The following is a 12,533-nucleotide window of genomic DNA, read 5'->3' as shown; positions in this document are numbered from 1 at the left end:
TAGCCTGCGCAGATGCTGGGTTGTTGATTTCGGTCGGTCATGCTGCACTGTAAATGAAACTCTTGAATTTGTGGAACTTTTGCGATGATCAGCCGACCACCTTTAATGCGTTATTTCGATGTTCTGTTAGCCTGGATCAAAGACACAGAGGCTACGGGCACTTTCAAGGGGTTCTCCAGGCAATTGCGGGAATTGCGTGCGGTCGAGGTCCTGGTTGAAACGCTTCCCGCCGAATACACGCGGGCCGTCAACCGCATGACGATGAACATTCAGCAATACGGGGCTCACAAGGGTGGCATGCGCGATCTTCTGGAATTGCGTTCGATTGAAAAGGCGTTCGCTCCTCATCCATCGCGTCTTTACGCTGACGAGGACAAACAAGGACTACTGGCTGCCCTAATGCTCAAAGCATACAGCGTTTATGAGCGCCCTGACGGCGCGTCACCCTTGCGGGACAAGAATGTCATCGTTGCCGGTGACGACCGCTATGTCTACACCTGCCCTGTAACCTATGTTTCTCCAGCGTCTGAAAAGGAGAAAGCATTCTTCGAATGCGAGTTCAATCGCGACGATCTTTCCCTGATCTCTGCTCGCTTCGAGCGGAGTGTGAGTGGGGAAGCGCTTGGGCGAATGACGGAGAAGGGCATTGCCTTGGTCAATGAAGAACGTGACGAGCTTCTTGAGACCATGGGACTGACATCGGTGCCGACCATCTGATGGAAATCTCCGAGACCACAGTCAAAGTGATGTTCATCTTCGCCTGTGCTCTGGTAGCACTGGTCATTGCGGATTCGCGATGGTTCGGTCCATGGAGAGCCGCCCGCCGCAGAATCAAAGTGGAGCAAGACAAATCTTGAACCGTCCAGCCATCCTGTATGCCATTCCCGATATTCATGGTCGCGCCGATCTGCTCAAGGCTGCTCTCGATTTCATTCGCGCGGATGCAGGTTACTACGGCTCCCGGCCGGTGATCTATTTTCTCGGCGATATCGTCGACCGTGGGATGCGCAGCAAGGAAGCGATGGAACTGGTCAAGGAAACGCTCGCTCGTCATCCTGACTCGATTTTCCATATCGGGAATCACGATTGGTGGTTCATGGATGCGGTTCTCGACCGAGACGTCGATGCCGAATTCATCGATGCCTGGAAGAAGTATGGTGGCCTGCAGACCTTGCAAAGTTATTGCGGGAACGTACCGGATCGGAAGGCCTTCAATGAAATCCGTTATCATCACCGGGATCATATTGAACTGATCGAGCAAGGATCGCTCGTAACGACCCATTCGAAGTTCGTGTTTGCGCATGCTGGCCTCGATTTCAGCAAGCCGCTGCGCGAGCAAACGGTCAATGACTTGACGATGGTACAGAAAGGCTTTCTTGACGTCGTATCGAATAAGGCACCGGTTGTGATCCATGGTCACACGACCTTTCGAGGCGGCCCTGTCGTCACGGAGAACCGTATCTCTCTTGATACTGGTGCGTGGAGCACCAATCGCCTGGTCTGTTGTCGTATCCATCCGGAGAAGAAGGAGATCAGCTTCTTCGAGACAATTGGCAGCCAGACGATGACTGAGACCCAGGAATGCGAGGCGATCATTGAAAATCGCGGGTTGGGGTCAATTTTTGATCGTCTCGACGAGCTGTTTGAAAACTTCAGCGTTGAAGATCGGGTTTCTCGCAAAGGCCATTTCGGATAAGGTCCCGGTCTTTCCAATGCTCGTTGCCATCGATGATGGCCTGAATGAAGTCCTCTCGCACCCACTTGAACCGGCCAGTTACTCTGGCCGCGTCCTCAATCTTGCCGTAGACGCCTTCCATTCGCCCTGAACCGTCCAGTTTTGCCTGAGCCGGAACGTGGCTGGAGCAATAATACGACTGTCCCATCAAGCGTTTTGGATGGACGGCATCGGTGGCTTCTCCCTCGAAAAGGACGTGGATGGGCATGGTCGGCGCTCCTTTCAAAAACTCGCGTCGCCGCGCTGTTGAAAGGAAATCGCCCGTAAGCTTGTCCTGGACGTCGAACTCCAACAGGTACGAAGGTAGCCGGTCGTAGAAGATGGCATGAGCTGCGAGGCACCACATCCCATACACCATGAAACGATCTTGCAGCCGGTCGAAGAGTTCGTCCTGATGAATGCCAAGCCAGACTTTCAGCTCATCATAGACCTTCTCGACACCCCCGTGCATTTCCATGTCCAGGATATTCGCGCGTTCCCGTAAGATCAGGTTGGCGTCCTCGTCGAAGTGAAAGCTCACCTCGGAGCCGTCGACCTTTTCTTCAAGGACGATGTTCTGGCCAAGTACCGAAGTCCATTTCACGCGATCAACATCGTTCTCGCAACCGGCAAGACCCGATCCTGACAAATGTGGTGTTCGTGGTGACTTGAGCTTGATCATGATGACGACATCTCCAATAAAAGGAATTCGCACGCGACTTGGGAAATGTCAACATTACTCTTCCATGCAAGTCGACTTCATGCTACCAATTACCGTATGGATATGGAGCATCTGAGCATGGTTGAACAAGTCGAACCCTTCATCAAAGATTACCAGGAAGCTTTTCGCGCAGCCAACCCGGAAGCAAAAGGCGATATCCGCGTGCAAGTCTGGACGCGAGGCTGGTACCGTATCGCTACTCCCGGTTCCGATTTCAACACCAAGAAATACCGTAAATCCGAAATCGTAGCTTTTACGGCGCGCTTGCGCGCGAAGGTCGCCGAACCTTCAGCCGTTCCTGCGCCAGGTGCTATGTGAGGCAGGATCGATATTCGTTTCTCGGTCCTCGGACACTCGTTGCTGATTTTGAGGCTGCGCTTGCCACCGTCCGTAAGACTTGGCCCACCGCATATGCGGAAGGCTCGACCGGTGCCGAGAGGACGTTCTACGTGGGACCCAGTGATAAAGCCGGGTTGGTAGCCCATTGCTGGCTTCGCCGTTTCAGAGAAGAGGCAATGTATCTGAGATGCTTACCCGCTGACAGGCAGCCATACCTCGACACTGACATGCCTGGCGGCTAACGACAATCTCTAGACCTCACTTACCGTAGGCTGCCCACCAGGGCAGAATTGCGCACACGGCTTCGCGGTCACTGCCAACGAACCCCCAATTCCCGGTGATGATCCGCCACCCCTTCTTGTTGTGTCCGTCGTGATCTGGTTCGCGACCGAAGTCCTGCTCCGCAAGCCACCGTTGGGCAAAGTCTGCAGCGCCCTTCGCATCAAGCTTGAACGGCAAGTTGATGGGACCATCTTCTGCAAGCTTTTCCGCCTTTGTCCATCGCAAGATTATCGCCGTCCTTCCGTCGACGCTCTTGGGAAGGCCGTCGTATTCGTCGCTCACCAGCTTGCTGATGTGATAGCTTTCCACCCGGTTTCCTGGTGCATTATGTGCGAATGCGATCTCAATCGCTTTGAGCAAGCTTTCCTGCCCTTCAGCGATCACGTCGATACTGAAATTATCCATTGCCGCTTCCCTTTCTTGAACCCCGGATCAGCCGACGAGCTTTTCCAACTCGCTCACGACTTCATCGTAAACCTCACGCACCTGTGGGGCCCAGGGAGCTTCGAAAATCTTCGGACGGGTATCGATCATCGCCGCGTTCAGGCGATTGTCTTCAGCCAGGCACAGCGCACCGGCGCGCACAAGGTTGCTGACGCGGTCCTTCGGCTTGAACCATTCATCCTCCCACGGCCAGGTGACTGGAATGCCGCTTTTGTTTACTGGTCCGGCCTTGTCCGTGCCGAATTGAAGGTAGACCACGGCCGCCGAGAGCAAGGCACCGTCGGTGTGCTCCGCGTCATGTTGATATGTCCAACCTTCCTTGTCGATCTGGCGTTGACGTTCCGCTCGAATGAGTGTGCTTGCTTCAGACATTATAGCCTTCCTTTGAAAGGTCGATTTCGTTTAGCCCTTCAAGAGCAAGCCTTGCATTCTTGAAGCGGGTGTCAAAGGTCACTTCTTTCGTGACCCACTCTGGGAAGTTTGAGATTTCGGCAGCATCATCGCATTCGATCTCAGCCACGGTGAGGCCATCAAGGTCGCCGGAGAAAACATCGATTTCCCACGTGCGCCCGTCGAATTCGACGTAATGGCGTAGCTTCGAGATTTCGATACCGACCATTTCCTTACGACGATGCTCGTATTCGTCCCACGGAAGCACGAACTCGATCTCATTCATTTCCATCGGGTTGGTGCCAGACTTGATTGCGAGGACGACGCGCTGGTTGTTTTCCACGCGAAGTCGGATTGCCAACTCCTTCGAGGCGACGATGTAATACTGGCGGAGGTGGTACCGCTTGGATGAAGCTTCGAGCACTGGCTTGATCATTTCGAGATCAACAAGGAATTTGCGTTCGATTTCTTTAGCCATGATTGTTCCTCTTCAAACAAGTCGCACGCTATGGCGTGCGACTTTGCAGAACTTTATTGTCAACGAGTGGGATTAAGCGCTTCCGCAAGAGCCGAAATCTCAGCTGAATTCAATTCGGTTTCGGTGGCTGGATAAGAAGTCTGGATTCCCCAACGCACGTTCTCGAAATCGATCTCGGCGCGACGGGAAATGGCCTGGCCATCTTTCAAGGTGCCGACCACAAAGGCGCGTCGAATAGCGACGCTGTTACGATTGACCTGGGTTGCGCCCTTTGCCCAAATTCGGATGTTTCCGATGGTCACGCAAGGGAAAGTGTCAGATTCGACCCAGGTGCTGTCGACAGAAGCCCCGTTGAAAGCGCATCGCTCTCCAAATCGACGTTCCGTAATGGAATCGACGATTTCTGTTAGCTTGACCAGTGCCGCTTCTTTCTGGAGCTGTTCGGTGCGGTTCGGGATGTTGTTCACCATGCTAACGACGGCAACAACGTAAAAGAGTGCGCTCATGACCGCCCACTGCCTGTTCATGCGCTTGTCGAGTTTGTCCTCGAAGTTCTTGTAATCATCGGGATGGTTCTTCTTTCGTTTAGATACACGAAAGCCGAATACACCCAGGAAAAGTAGAAACAACGCACCAGAAGCCAAAGCTGCGAGCCCGAATGCTGCGAAATTAAATTCGCTAAAGATATATACCATTAAATTCGCTCTCAAAGAATTCCTTGTGAAAGGGTCGTTGAGTTGCGTAGTTCTGTCAACGCCTTTGCCTGTTAAAAATTCCATTCTTGTTAAAGGGTTTTGAAAACGTACAACGGCCCCGTTGGTGACGGAGCCGTGACCATTGGAATTCTTCTGGCGGGATCGATGTCAGGTGACTGGCAAGAGATTGTAATCTCCGAACAACGAAAACAACAGGGCGAGAGCGACAGTGAAAAACACAGGATAGGCCCAAAGTGGTGCGGGTCTCCGGCTCATCGATTCCATTCCCGCATATATGGCGGTGCCTATGATGCAAACCGGCGTCAGGAAAATGAGCAAAAATAGATTCCAGTCCATGATTAAATCCCTTGGTCAATACGCGGAGTAAGGTGCCTGCAGGAAGCAACCTGCCACAATTCCCACGACTCCGAGAAGCGCAGACAAGCAATAGAGGAAGGTCACCAGCGTGTCGGCCTTAATCCCGAAAATTCGCCATACGGGGATCGGGCGCTCCGCCCACCATACGTGTTCGACATCATCGTGCATGAATTCGTCCTATACCGTTCAGGCTTCAGAAGGCCAGATGCGCCGAGTTTCCCCGGCGCATCTGTTCGAGATTACTCGACGATGGAGGCGACGATGCCTGCACCGACGGTACGACCGCCTTCGCGGATTGCGAAACGCAGCTTTTCTTCCATCGCAATCGGAACGATCAGTTCGACGTCGACCGTCACGTTGTCGCCCGGCATCACCATTTCCGTGCCTTCCGGCAGCGTAACGATGCCCGTCACGTCCGTCGTGCGGAAGTAGAACTGCGGACGGTAGTTGGTGAAGAACGGCGTATGACGGCCGCCTTCTTCCTTGGTCAGGATGTAGGCTTCGGCCTTGAACTTCTTGTGCGGCTTAACCGAACCCGGCTTCGCCAGAATCTGGCCACGCTCGACGCCATCACGGGTAACGCCACGGATCAGCGCGCCGATGTTGTCGCCAGCCTGGCCCTGGTCGAGCAGCTTGCGGAACATTTCAACGCCAGTCACCGTCGTCTTCGAGGTCGGGCGAATGCCAACGATCTCGACTTCTTCACCGACCTTGACGATACCACGCTCGACGCGGCCCGTTACGACCGTGCCACGGCCGGAGATCGAGAACACGTCTTCGATGGGCATCAGGAACGGCTGGTCAACCGGGCGCTCGGGCGTCGGGATATAGGCATCGACAGCGGCCATCAGTTCGCGGATCGCGTCTTCGCCGATCTTCTTGTCCGAATCTTCCAGAGCAGCAAGCGCCGAGCCCTTGATGATCGGAATGTCGTCGCCCGGGAAGTCGTAGGACGACAGGAGTTCGCGGACTTCGAGTTCGACGAGTTCGAGAAGCTCGGTGTCGTCAACCTGGTCGACCTTGTTCAGGAACACGACGATGGCCGGAACGCCGACCTGGCGGGCGAGCAGGATGTGTTCGCGGGTCTGCGGCATGGGGCCGTCAGCCGCCGAGCACACCAGGATCGCGCCGTCCATCTGCGCAGCACCGGTGATCATGTTTTTGACGTAGTCGGCGTGGCCGGGGCAGTCGACGTGCGCATAGTGACGGGCAGGGGTCTCGTATTCGACGTGTGCGGTCGAAATGGTAATGCCACGTGCCTTCTCTTCCGGCGCAGCGTCGATCTGGTCGTAGGCCTTGAATTCACCGAAATACTTGGTGATTGCTGCCGTCAGAGAGGTCTTGCCGTGGTCAACGTGACCGATGGTGCCGATGTTCACATGCGGTTTGTTACGTTCGAACTTGCTCTTCGCCATCGCGTAGATTTCCTTTAGTTGCGGTTGAAATGGTAAAGCACGCCCCAGATAAAGCCTTTGGGACGGAAAACAAGAGAGAAGGAATTTTATTTGCGGCTATTTTCCAGCTGCTGCAGGTGTTCGGCAGCAAGGTTCGCAGCATAATATGCCTCGGCATAACCAAGTTTGAAGCCCACTGAAAAAAGGAATACTGCACCGACCGCGAAAAGAAGGGTGACCGTGTTTTCGCCCTTTTTGGCCTCAAGGAATCTGTTAAGGGCAATTGAACCAGATACGCCGCTCAGGAACACCCCGAAACAGATCAGGAAAGCTCCCGCAAGCGTATGAAAATAGACCCGAAGTGCGATTGTTGCATCGGAAACAGCTCTGATCGGCGCGTGGTTCAACCACTCCAGACCAAGCAGCCCCGACGCCACGAACGCAATGTTTCCAAAGATGTTCATCCGTTGACGTGTGGTGCACATTGCACCGGCTATCAGAAGGCCCAGTCCGGGTAGTGATACGGACAGAATCAAGATTATCACGACCTGTGTCGGGAACAGATAAATCGAATTTGGAGCCTGGCGCTTCATGTTCTTGATCCAATGATTTCGGCCAACAGATAGCACAAGGAATTCGTGGGTCAATAGGCTGAAAATACCGTCGTCACCGAAACAAATAATGTTGACATTTTTCGCGACGAAGCTATTCTCAACATCAACGAAAAGGATTAGACGATGACCAAGCCGATCACTGTTGCCATCGCTGATATTCACGGCCGCCCGGACCTGTTGCAGGCCCTGAACGTACGCATCGCCGAGATCGCCAGTGAGTACGACGCGGACCCGGAAATCATCTATCTCGGCGACATCGTCGACCGTGGCCCGGATAGCCGTACGAGCATGGAGCTAGTTCATCGCGCTGTTACCGAAACGGGCGCAATCGTTATCAAGGGTAACCACGACAACTGGTTTTACGAAGCGATTTCCGAAGGCTGCGACATCGCCCTGCGTAAATGGCTGGGCAAGGGTGGCGTCGAGACGCTGACATCCTATCTGCCCGGTTGCCTCAACGATTCCATCGATTTCGTCCTGCGCAAGTTCCAGCGTCACATCGATCTGATCGCTAATGCGAAACCGTACCACGTTTCGAACGGCGTCTGCTTTACCCACGCAGGTATCGAGCCGGGCGTCGCGCTTGCTGATCAGGACGAATATAACCTGATGTGGATCAGGGACGAATTTCTGAACCATGTCGGTTATCTCGACCACATCGTGGTTCACGGTCACACTGTTGTTGGTGATCGTCCGGTCGTGACCGAGAACCGCATCTCTCTGGATACAGGTTCTTTCCAGACTGGACGCCTGACCGCTATGATTATTGACTGGGAGAAAGAAACGGTTCGTTTTATCCAGACGGACGGGGATGCATCGTCTGTCATCGATATCGAGCCTGAATTCCTTGATCGCGGACTTGGGCTTGCAACAGAATTCCTTTTCCAGCATAAAGGTGTCCGACTTGCTGCTTGAGGGCAGGGACGTCCAAAGGAATTGCTGTGGTTAATGCCGTAGACGGAAAATTGAATGGCTCAGCCTATGCTTCCCGTGAACTCGGCCTGAGCGCCTTGCAGGTATCCGACCGGTTTGATCGGGCGATGTTTATGAGCGCCGCAGCCCGATGAAAAGAAGGTATCCCGATCCCGCAATCCTCAGCGATTTCGAAGTTCTCTTCGAGGCGCTGGAGCTGATTGCGTCTCAGGCCGACAATCACAAGGCCTCAATTGCCTATAATGGTGGTGAAAACATCGCCCTGGTGAATATTCGCAATATCGCTCAGATCGCGCTGAAGCAGGCGGCAGAGAAATCGAAGTCGGAAGGCTCATTCGTTCGCCTCAAGCTTGAAAACCATCAGCTGAAAGAGACGGTTTCGCAGTTGGCGGAGGCTCTTCGCCTCTATGGCAATCGCATGCCGCTTTCGCGCGCCAGGGAAGATTTGCAGTTCAATATTGACCGGGCGCTTTCCGCCGAAATCTGAAGAAAATGCGTTGACAGTCTTGGAGAATTCCTTCGCAATAAGGCAGCTAAAACCAGCGTATGGAATTGTTCTCATGACTGTTTTAATTAAAAGACACGCGAAAGCTCGGTTCGGCAACGCGGTTTTTTATACCTTTGCTCTGTTTATTGGCACCGTGCTGAATGTCGCCTTCGGAACCGGTGCTTTTATCTCGGACACGGTAAAAGGACTGGCTGCAATCGATCTATCGTTATCGAAGAAGGTCGCCCAGGAAGAAAACCGTCCGATCTTCGATGTTGAGAAGGGTGGCGACCGGTTCTTTGTTCTCAATTACATGAACTCGGTTGCGGACCAGCGCTGCACGATCAAGATCATGAAGCAGGACTTGCTGAACAAGCCGGGTAGCCCATGCCAGAGCTACGGAGATCACCTGATTTACACCAAGTTTGATGGCGACCGTCAAATCATCCTCGGCGTGATCAAAGGTCGTAACATCGAAACCAAGGCCGTTGTCGTCCCGAATGAGTGGCAAAACGGAGAGTGGCGCGTTGCGGCTGTTCCCAATTTCGACTGGGCAGAAGCTGCTCGGATTCTAGCTGCTGGAAACGCTCACTGATCTGGTTGTGGCATTCCTGCATTGCTGGTCTGCCACAATTCCCATTTACGCCTCTGGTAGTCTGCAGCGAACCTTGCTACGATTATCACATCACTAAATGGTTTCTTGTCGCTCCTGGGGATGGCTCCGGGTTCGCCAGCGGCTGAGGGAGTATGTATGCCTGCGATAGATTTCGTAGCCGATGTCCACGGCTATGCCGACCACCTGGAAGAACTTCTCAAAAAACTTGGTTATCGATATCGGAACGGTGCTTACCGTCATTCCGATCCGAACCGCATGGCCGTTTCCGTCGGTGATCTGATGGACCGTGGACCGCGCCAGTTCGACAGTATCGATATTTTCCGTCGCATGAGAGATGCGGGTACAGGCACTGCGTTGATGGGGAACCATGAGCACGCCGCCATTGGCTGGATCATGCCGGATGAGCTGGTGCCTGGAAACTTCCTGCGCAAACGGAGCGAGAAGAATTACAGGCAGCATAAGGCATTTCTTGATCAGATCGGTGAAGGCTCCGACCTGCACAGAGAGCTTGTTGCCTGGATGATCACCATGCCGATCATCTTCGACGGCGAGGGTGTCCGCGCGGCGCATGCCTGCTGGGACCCGAAAGCGCTCCTTTCCTTCGACCGGAATTTCAGTGCCGATGCTTCGCTTCCGCTCGATGTTCTTCTGCGGACCTACGTGAAGGAAAGCTGGGAGCAGGATGCCATCGACCAAATCCTGCGCGGTCCGGAAGTCGATCTGCCAGAAGGCGTCTCTTATCTTGATGCTCAGGGGACCCGCAGGACGACATCGAGGTTACGTTGGTGGGATGAAACGCTTACGACCTACCGCGACGGTGCGATTACCGACGACGTTTCCTTCGAGCAGATTCCGTTGACACCGCTGCCGGAGGAATCGCTTATCGTTGATCGAGACCCCCGCCCGATGATTTTCGGCCACTACTGGCTGCCTGGAGAGCCTAAGCTGCTTTCCGGCCGCCGAGCCTGTCTCGACTTCTCGGTCGCAGCAGGCGGCCCTCTGGTCGCTTACCAGTGGGATGGTGAAGAAACTCTGATGGCTGAAAACCTGGTCAGCGTTGGTGGACCCGATTTAGCGGTCGAAAAGGCAATGGCGTTCGGTGGGTAGCCGCCGTCACTTGCTTGGCTGTGGCCAACTGACGTCGAAGATGTCGATCTGTTCGCGACCGATCATATAAAGCATATCTACGAGTTCCAGGAGTTTTTTGTGGAACTCAAGCGCCTTCGGACTTTTGGGACTGGCGGCATCTTTGATGGACCACGCGATGCCGTCAATTTCTCGCGCAAGCGAGATCAAGACCGCCTGTACGGATGATCTTTCGAGTTCCAGCAGCCTTTCGGGCGTTTTATCCTCAAGATAAAGAAGGGCGAGGCCTATCCAGTTTTGCTCGATATGCACCTCGGGGTAGTATCCTTTCCGCCTGCACAGTGTATCGAGGAATTTCAAAGCTTTCGGCACGATATCGACAACCACGCCGAGGTCATACGGAGCGTGCTGCTTGGCCACGTTCCAGTCGATTGTGCTTTTCCAACTTTTAAGCGCCTCTTGCACGACGATCCGGTGAATGGATTCACGCACGGTCTCGGTGTCGTGCGCCTTTTGGTCGAGAATTTGAGGCACATAGTAAAACAAGGTCGCGATGTTTATGTCATCGACGACGAACGCATCACCTGCAACCTTCTTGGCGATTCGTTCGGCCTCATTCCAAAGGAGTTTGCGAGCACCTGCTTTCTTGCGTGACGCAATTTCCTCTTCGATCTTTATCGAGGCCGTCGCGCCAATGTCGTGCAGAGAAAAGGACATGAAAACTCGCTCTATCTTTGTTCTGGCTGGTCTCGATTACGGGCAGAAGACCAGTTGGCGTTCACCGTTGCGTGTGACAACGTTCCAGCCCGGGGTCTTCTTCGGTGCCGCAATTTTCTTTGGTTCGGTGACAGCCGCGAGGATCATCTTCGGCTTGTCGGTCGCAGCCTTCGAAACACGCGTCCTCTCGGCAGCAATTCGGGCCAGTTCTTCACCACGCCGCGCCAGTTCTTCCTTATGGATGAAGGCCTGGACCTTTTCGAAGGCCCCGACTTCGATCTGTCGGATACGTTCGCGTGAGACACCGAATTCTCCCGAGAGCGTTTCGAGTGTCTTGATATCGTCCTCGTCGACCATGCGACGCCATTTGAAGATTGCCGCTTCGCGTTCGTTGAGTGTGCTCACGGCGCGCTGAAGTATGTTGTGTCGCGCAGATCGTTCATCCCAATCGGCGACGACTTCTTCGGGAAGCGGAGCGGTGTCCGGGATGAAATCACCGAATTCGCCAGTACCTTCCTCCTGTCCGGTCGGGTCGCTGAAGGATTTGGTTCCGGTCGAAAGAGTATGGATGATACGGACGGTATCAATGTCACACTCGCAAGCTTTGGCGATTTTCTTGTAGATTGCCGCGACGTTGCCGTTGCCCGATGCGAGTGCAGTCTTGGCCTTGCTCAACAACATCAGGACTTTTTTGTTTTTCGCGGTGTTCGGGATTCGAATACTGGACCGATTTTTCATCATGTAATCGGCCATGAAAGCTTTGATCCACCAGGTCGCGTAGGTGGTCAGGCGGTGACCCTTGCTGACGTCGAATTTTTGGACAGCCGTCATCAGACCCATGTTGCCTTCCTGGATCAGGTCTTCGGCACTGAAGCCGTATTTAGCCCAGACCATGGCCATCTTGACGACCTGGCGGAGATGGGAATTTACAAGGAGATTACGAGCGTCGCTGTCTCCATGTTCCTCCAATCGGCGCGCAGCCGCTGTTTCTTCGGCCAGCGTCAGATATGGCATCGCCTTTGCCTTTGCGATGAAATCGCGGGCGGTAGGAGTTTCAGCGCTCTTGGCAATGGCGATTGCGGTGACCATAAGAAATTATCTCCTTGCAAATCTCTGTTTCTGTCCACTTCTTTTAATGTCTTTTGTTTTTTCGTCAAGCACTATTTCAAGGCCCAGTTCGTATTTAATTTATATTTGCCACAACGTAACTCCTTTAAGGTTCTGTTAAACCTTGTTGACGTTTCG

18 protein-coding genes are annotated in these 12,533 nt (G+C 53.7%); 7 read left to right on the top strand and 11 right to left on the bottom strand.

Going from position 1 to position 12,533, the window contains the following annotated elements:
* Window positions 1-84 precede the first annotated feature (84 nt).
* Window positions 85-717, top strand: coding sequence for a hypothetical protein (locus FFR93_RS05175; RefSeq protein WP_138392307.1), 633 nt, complete (start codon window positions 85-87; stop codon window positions 715-717).
* Between the two features lie 91 nt (window positions 718-808).
* A complete protein-coding gene (locus FFR93_RS05170) occupies window positions 809-1,696 on the top strand; it encodes a metallophosphoesterase (protein ID WP_171049091.1) in 888 nt (295 codons plus the stop codon).
* Here the strand turns inward: FFR93_RS05170 and FFR93_RS05165 are convergent.
* A complete protein-coding gene (locus FFR93_RS05165) occupies window positions 1,653-2,396 on the bottom strand; it encodes an RNA ligase family protein (RefSeq protein WP_138392305.1) in 744 nt (247 codons plus the stop codon). The genes FFR93_RS05170 and FFR93_RS05165 overlap by 44 nt on opposite strands.
* A gap of 117 nt (window positions 2,397-2,513) precedes the next feature.
* Between FFR93_RS05165 and FFR93_RS05160 the strand changes: the two genes are divergently transcribed.
* On the top strand, window positions 2,514-2,753 hold the full coding sequence (locus FFR93_RS05160) for a hypothetical protein (protein WP_138392304.1): 240 nt from the start codon (window positions 2,514-2,516) through the stop codon (window positions 2,751-2,753).
* Window positions 2,754-3,032: 279 nt separating this feature from the next.
* Here FFR93_RS05160 and FFR93_RS05155 read toward each other — a convergent pair whose 3' ends face one another.
* The 8 genes from FFR93_RS05155 to FFR93_RS05125 form a co-directional block, all read right to left on the bottom strand.
* Window positions 3,033-3,461 (bottom strand): hypothetical protein, encoded by a 429-nt coding sequence (locus FFR93_RS05155; RefSeq protein WP_138392303.1) that lies wholly within the window; start codon window positions 3,459-3,461, stop codon window positions 3,033-3,035.
* 27 nt (window positions 3,462-3,488) lie between these two features.
* Window positions 3,489-3,872 carry a hypothetical protein gene (locus FFR93_RS05150; RefSeq protein ID WP_138392302.1) on the bottom strand — a complete coding sequence of 128 codons (384 nt, stop codon included), beginning with the start codon at window positions 3,870-3,872 and terminating at the stop codon, window positions 3,489-3,491.
* Window positions 3,865-4,368, bottom strand: a complete 504-nt coding sequence (locus FFR93_RS05145; RefSeq protein ID WP_138392301.1) for a CYTH domain-containing protein — start codon at window positions 4,366-4,368, stop codon at window positions 3,865-3,867. Before FFR93_RS05145 ends, FFR93_RS05150 begins: the two co-directional genes overlap by 8 nt.
* A gap of 59 nt (window positions 4,369-4,427) precedes the next feature.
* Window positions 4,428-5,063: a hypothetical protein gene (locus FFR93_RS05140; RefSeq protein ID WP_138392300.1), complete on the bottom strand. Its 636-nt coding sequence runs from the start codon at window positions 5,061-5,063 to the stop codon at window positions 4,428-4,430.
* Window positions 5,064-5,231: 168 nt separating this feature from the next.
* Window positions 5,232-5,420 carry a hypothetical protein gene (locus FFR93_RS05135; protein ID WP_138392299.1) on the bottom strand — a complete coding sequence of 63 codons (189 nt, stop codon included), beginning with the start codon at window positions 5,418-5,420 and terminating at the stop codon, window positions 5,232-5,234.
* Between the two features lie 15 nt (window positions 5,421-5,435).
* On the bottom strand, window positions 5,436-5,609 hold the full coding sequence (locus FFR93_RS40725) for a hypothetical protein (protein ID WP_171049090.1): 174 nt from the start codon (window positions 5,607-5,609) through the stop codon (window positions 5,436-5,438).
* A gap of 71 nt (window positions 5,610-5,680) precedes the next feature.
* On the bottom strand, window positions 5,681-6,856 hold the full coding sequence (gene tuf / locus FFR93_RS05130; protein WP_138392298.1) for an elongation factor Tu: 1,176 nt from the start codon (window positions 6,854-6,856) through the stop codon (window positions 5,681-5,683).
* Window positions 6,857-6,942: 86 nt separating this feature from the next.
* Window positions 6,943-7,611 (bottom strand): hypothetical protein, encoded by a 669-nt coding sequence (locus FFR93_RS05125; RefSeq protein ID WP_138392297.1) that lies wholly within the window; start codon window positions 7,609-7,611, stop codon window positions 6,943-6,945.
* Here FFR93_RS05125 and FFR93_RS05120 point away from each other — a divergent pair.
* The 4 genes from FFR93_RS05120 to FFR93_RS05105 all read left to right on the top strand — a co-directional run bounded on the left by FFR93_RS05120 (window position 7,573) and on the right by FFR93_RS05105 (window position 10,592).
* Window positions 7,573-8,364 carry a metallophosphoesterase gene (locus FFR93_RS05120; protein ID WP_138392296.1) on the top strand — a complete coding sequence of 264 codons (792 nt, stop codon included), beginning with the start codon at window positions 7,573-7,575 and terminating at the stop codon, window positions 8,362-8,364. The genes FFR93_RS05125 and FFR93_RS05120 overlap by 39 nt on opposite strands.
* A gap of 148 nt (window positions 8,365-8,512) precedes the next feature.
* Entirely contained in the window at window positions 8,513-8,869 is a 357-nt protein-coding gene (locus FFR93_RS05115; protein WP_138392295.1) for a hypothetical protein, read from the top strand.
* A 73-nt stretch (window positions 8,870-8,942) separates the two neighbouring features.
* Window positions 8,943-9,464: a hypothetical protein gene (locus FFR93_RS05110; protein WP_138392294.1), complete on the top strand. Its 522-nt coding sequence runs from the start codon at window positions 8,943-8,945 to the stop codon at window positions 9,462-9,464.
* Window positions 9,465-9,620: 156 nt separating this feature from the next.
* On the top strand, window positions 9,621-10,592 hold the full coding sequence (locus tag FFR93_RS05105; RefSeq protein ID WP_171049089.1) for a metallophosphoesterase: 972 nt from the start codon (window positions 9,621-9,623) through the stop codon (window positions 10,590-10,592).
* Window positions 10,593-10,598: 6 nt separating this feature from the next.
* Here FFR93_RS05105 and FFR93_RS05100 read toward each other — a convergent pair whose 3' ends face one another.
* Together FFR93_RS05100 and FFR93_RS05095 are read right to left on the bottom strand one after the other, a co-directional pair.
* Window positions 10,599-11,288 carry a hypothetical protein gene (locus tag FFR93_RS05100; RefSeq protein WP_138392292.1) on the bottom strand — a complete coding sequence of 230 codons (690 nt, stop codon included), beginning with the start codon at window positions 11,286-11,288 and terminating at the stop codon, window positions 10,599-10,601.
* Window positions 11,289-11,324: 36 nt separating this feature from the next.
* Window positions 11,325-12,377 (bottom strand): sigma-70 family RNA polymerase sigma factor, encoded by a 1,053-nt coding sequence (locus FFR93_RS05095; RefSeq protein ID WP_138392291.1) that lies wholly within the window; start codon window positions 12,375-12,377, stop codon window positions 11,325-11,327.
* Window positions 12,378-12,533: the final 156 nt, after the last annotated feature.

Origin of the sequence: Rhizobium sp. MHM7A (genome assembly GCF_005862215.1) — a bacterium.
Taxonomy (GTDB): domain Bacteria; phylum Pseudomonadota; class Alphaproteobacteria; order Rhizobiales; family Rhizobiaceae; genus Rhizobium; species Rhizobium bangladeshense.
The sequence above is the reverse complement of the archived record's forward strand: the minus strand, read 5'-3'. Positions and strand labels throughout refer to the sequence as shown.

Bases quoted from the DNA above. Each gene is read 5' to 3' on its own strand.
- FFR93_RS05175 (WP_138392307.1), top strand. From the start codon at position 85: ATGATCAGCCGACCACCTTTAATGCGTTATTTCGATGTTCTGTTAGCC.
- FFR93_RS05170 (WP_171049091.1), top strand. From the start codon at position 809: ATGGAGAGCCGCCCGCCGCAGAATCAAAGTGGAGCAAGACAAATCTTG.
- FFR93_RS05165 (WP_138392305.1), bottom strand. From the start codon at position 2,396: ATGATCAAGCTCAAGTCACCACGAACACCACATTTGTCAGGATCGGGT.
- FFR93_RS05160 (WP_138392304.1), top strand. From the start codon at position 2,514: ATGGTTGAACAAGTCGAACCCTTCATCAAAGATTACCAGGAAGCTTTT.
- FFR93_RS05155 (WP_138392303.1), bottom strand. From the start codon at position 3,461: ATGGATAATTTCAGTATCGACGTGATCGCTGAAGGGCAGGAAAGCTTG.
- FFR93_RS05150 (WP_138392302.1), bottom strand. From the start codon at position 3,872: ATGTCTGAAGCAAGCACACTCATTCGAGCGGAACGTCAACGCCAGATC.
- FFR93_RS05145 (WP_138392301.1), bottom strand. From the start codon at position 4,368: ATGGCTAAAGAAATCGAACGCAAATTCCTTGTTGATCTCGAAATGATC.
- FFR93_RS05140 (WP_138392300.1), bottom strand. From the start codon at position 5,063: ATGGTATATATCTTTAGCGAATTTAATTTCGCAGCATTCGGGCTCGCA.
- FFR93_RS05135 (WP_138392299.1), bottom strand. From the start codon at position 5,420: ATGGACTGGAATCTATTTTTGCTCATTTTCCTGACGCCGGTTTGCATC.
- FFR93_RS40725 (WP_171049090.1), bottom strand. From the start codon at position 5,609: ATGCACGATGATGTCGAACACGTATGGTGGGCGGAGCGCCCGATCCCC.
- tuf (WP_138392298.1), bottom strand. From the start codon at position 6,856: ATGGCGAAGAGCAAGTTCGAACGTAACAAACCGCATGTGAACATCGGC.
- FFR93_RS05120 (WP_138392296.1), top strand. From the start codon at position 7,573: ATGACCAAGCCGATCACTGTTGCCATCGCTGATATTCACGGCCGCCCG.
- FFR93_RS05115 (WP_138392295.1), top strand. From the start codon at position 8,513: ATGAAAAGAAGGTATCCCGATCCCGCAATCCTCAGCGATTTCGAAGTT.
- FFR93_RS05110 (WP_138392294.1), top strand. From the start codon at position 8,943: ATGACTGTTTTAATTAAAAGACACGCGAAAGCTCGGTTCGGCAACGCG.
- FFR93_RS05105 (WP_171049089.1), top strand. From the start codon at position 9,621: ATGCCTGCGATAGATTTCGTAGCCGATGTCCACGGCTATGCCGACCAC.
- FFR93_RS05100 (WP_138392292.1), bottom strand. From the start codon at position 11,288: ATGTCCTTTTCTCTGCACGACATTGGCGCGACGGCCTCGATAAAGATC.
- FFR93_RS05095 (WP_138392291.1), bottom strand. From the start codon at position 12,377: ATGGTCACCGCAATCGCCATTGCCAAGAGCGCTGAAACTCCTACCGCC.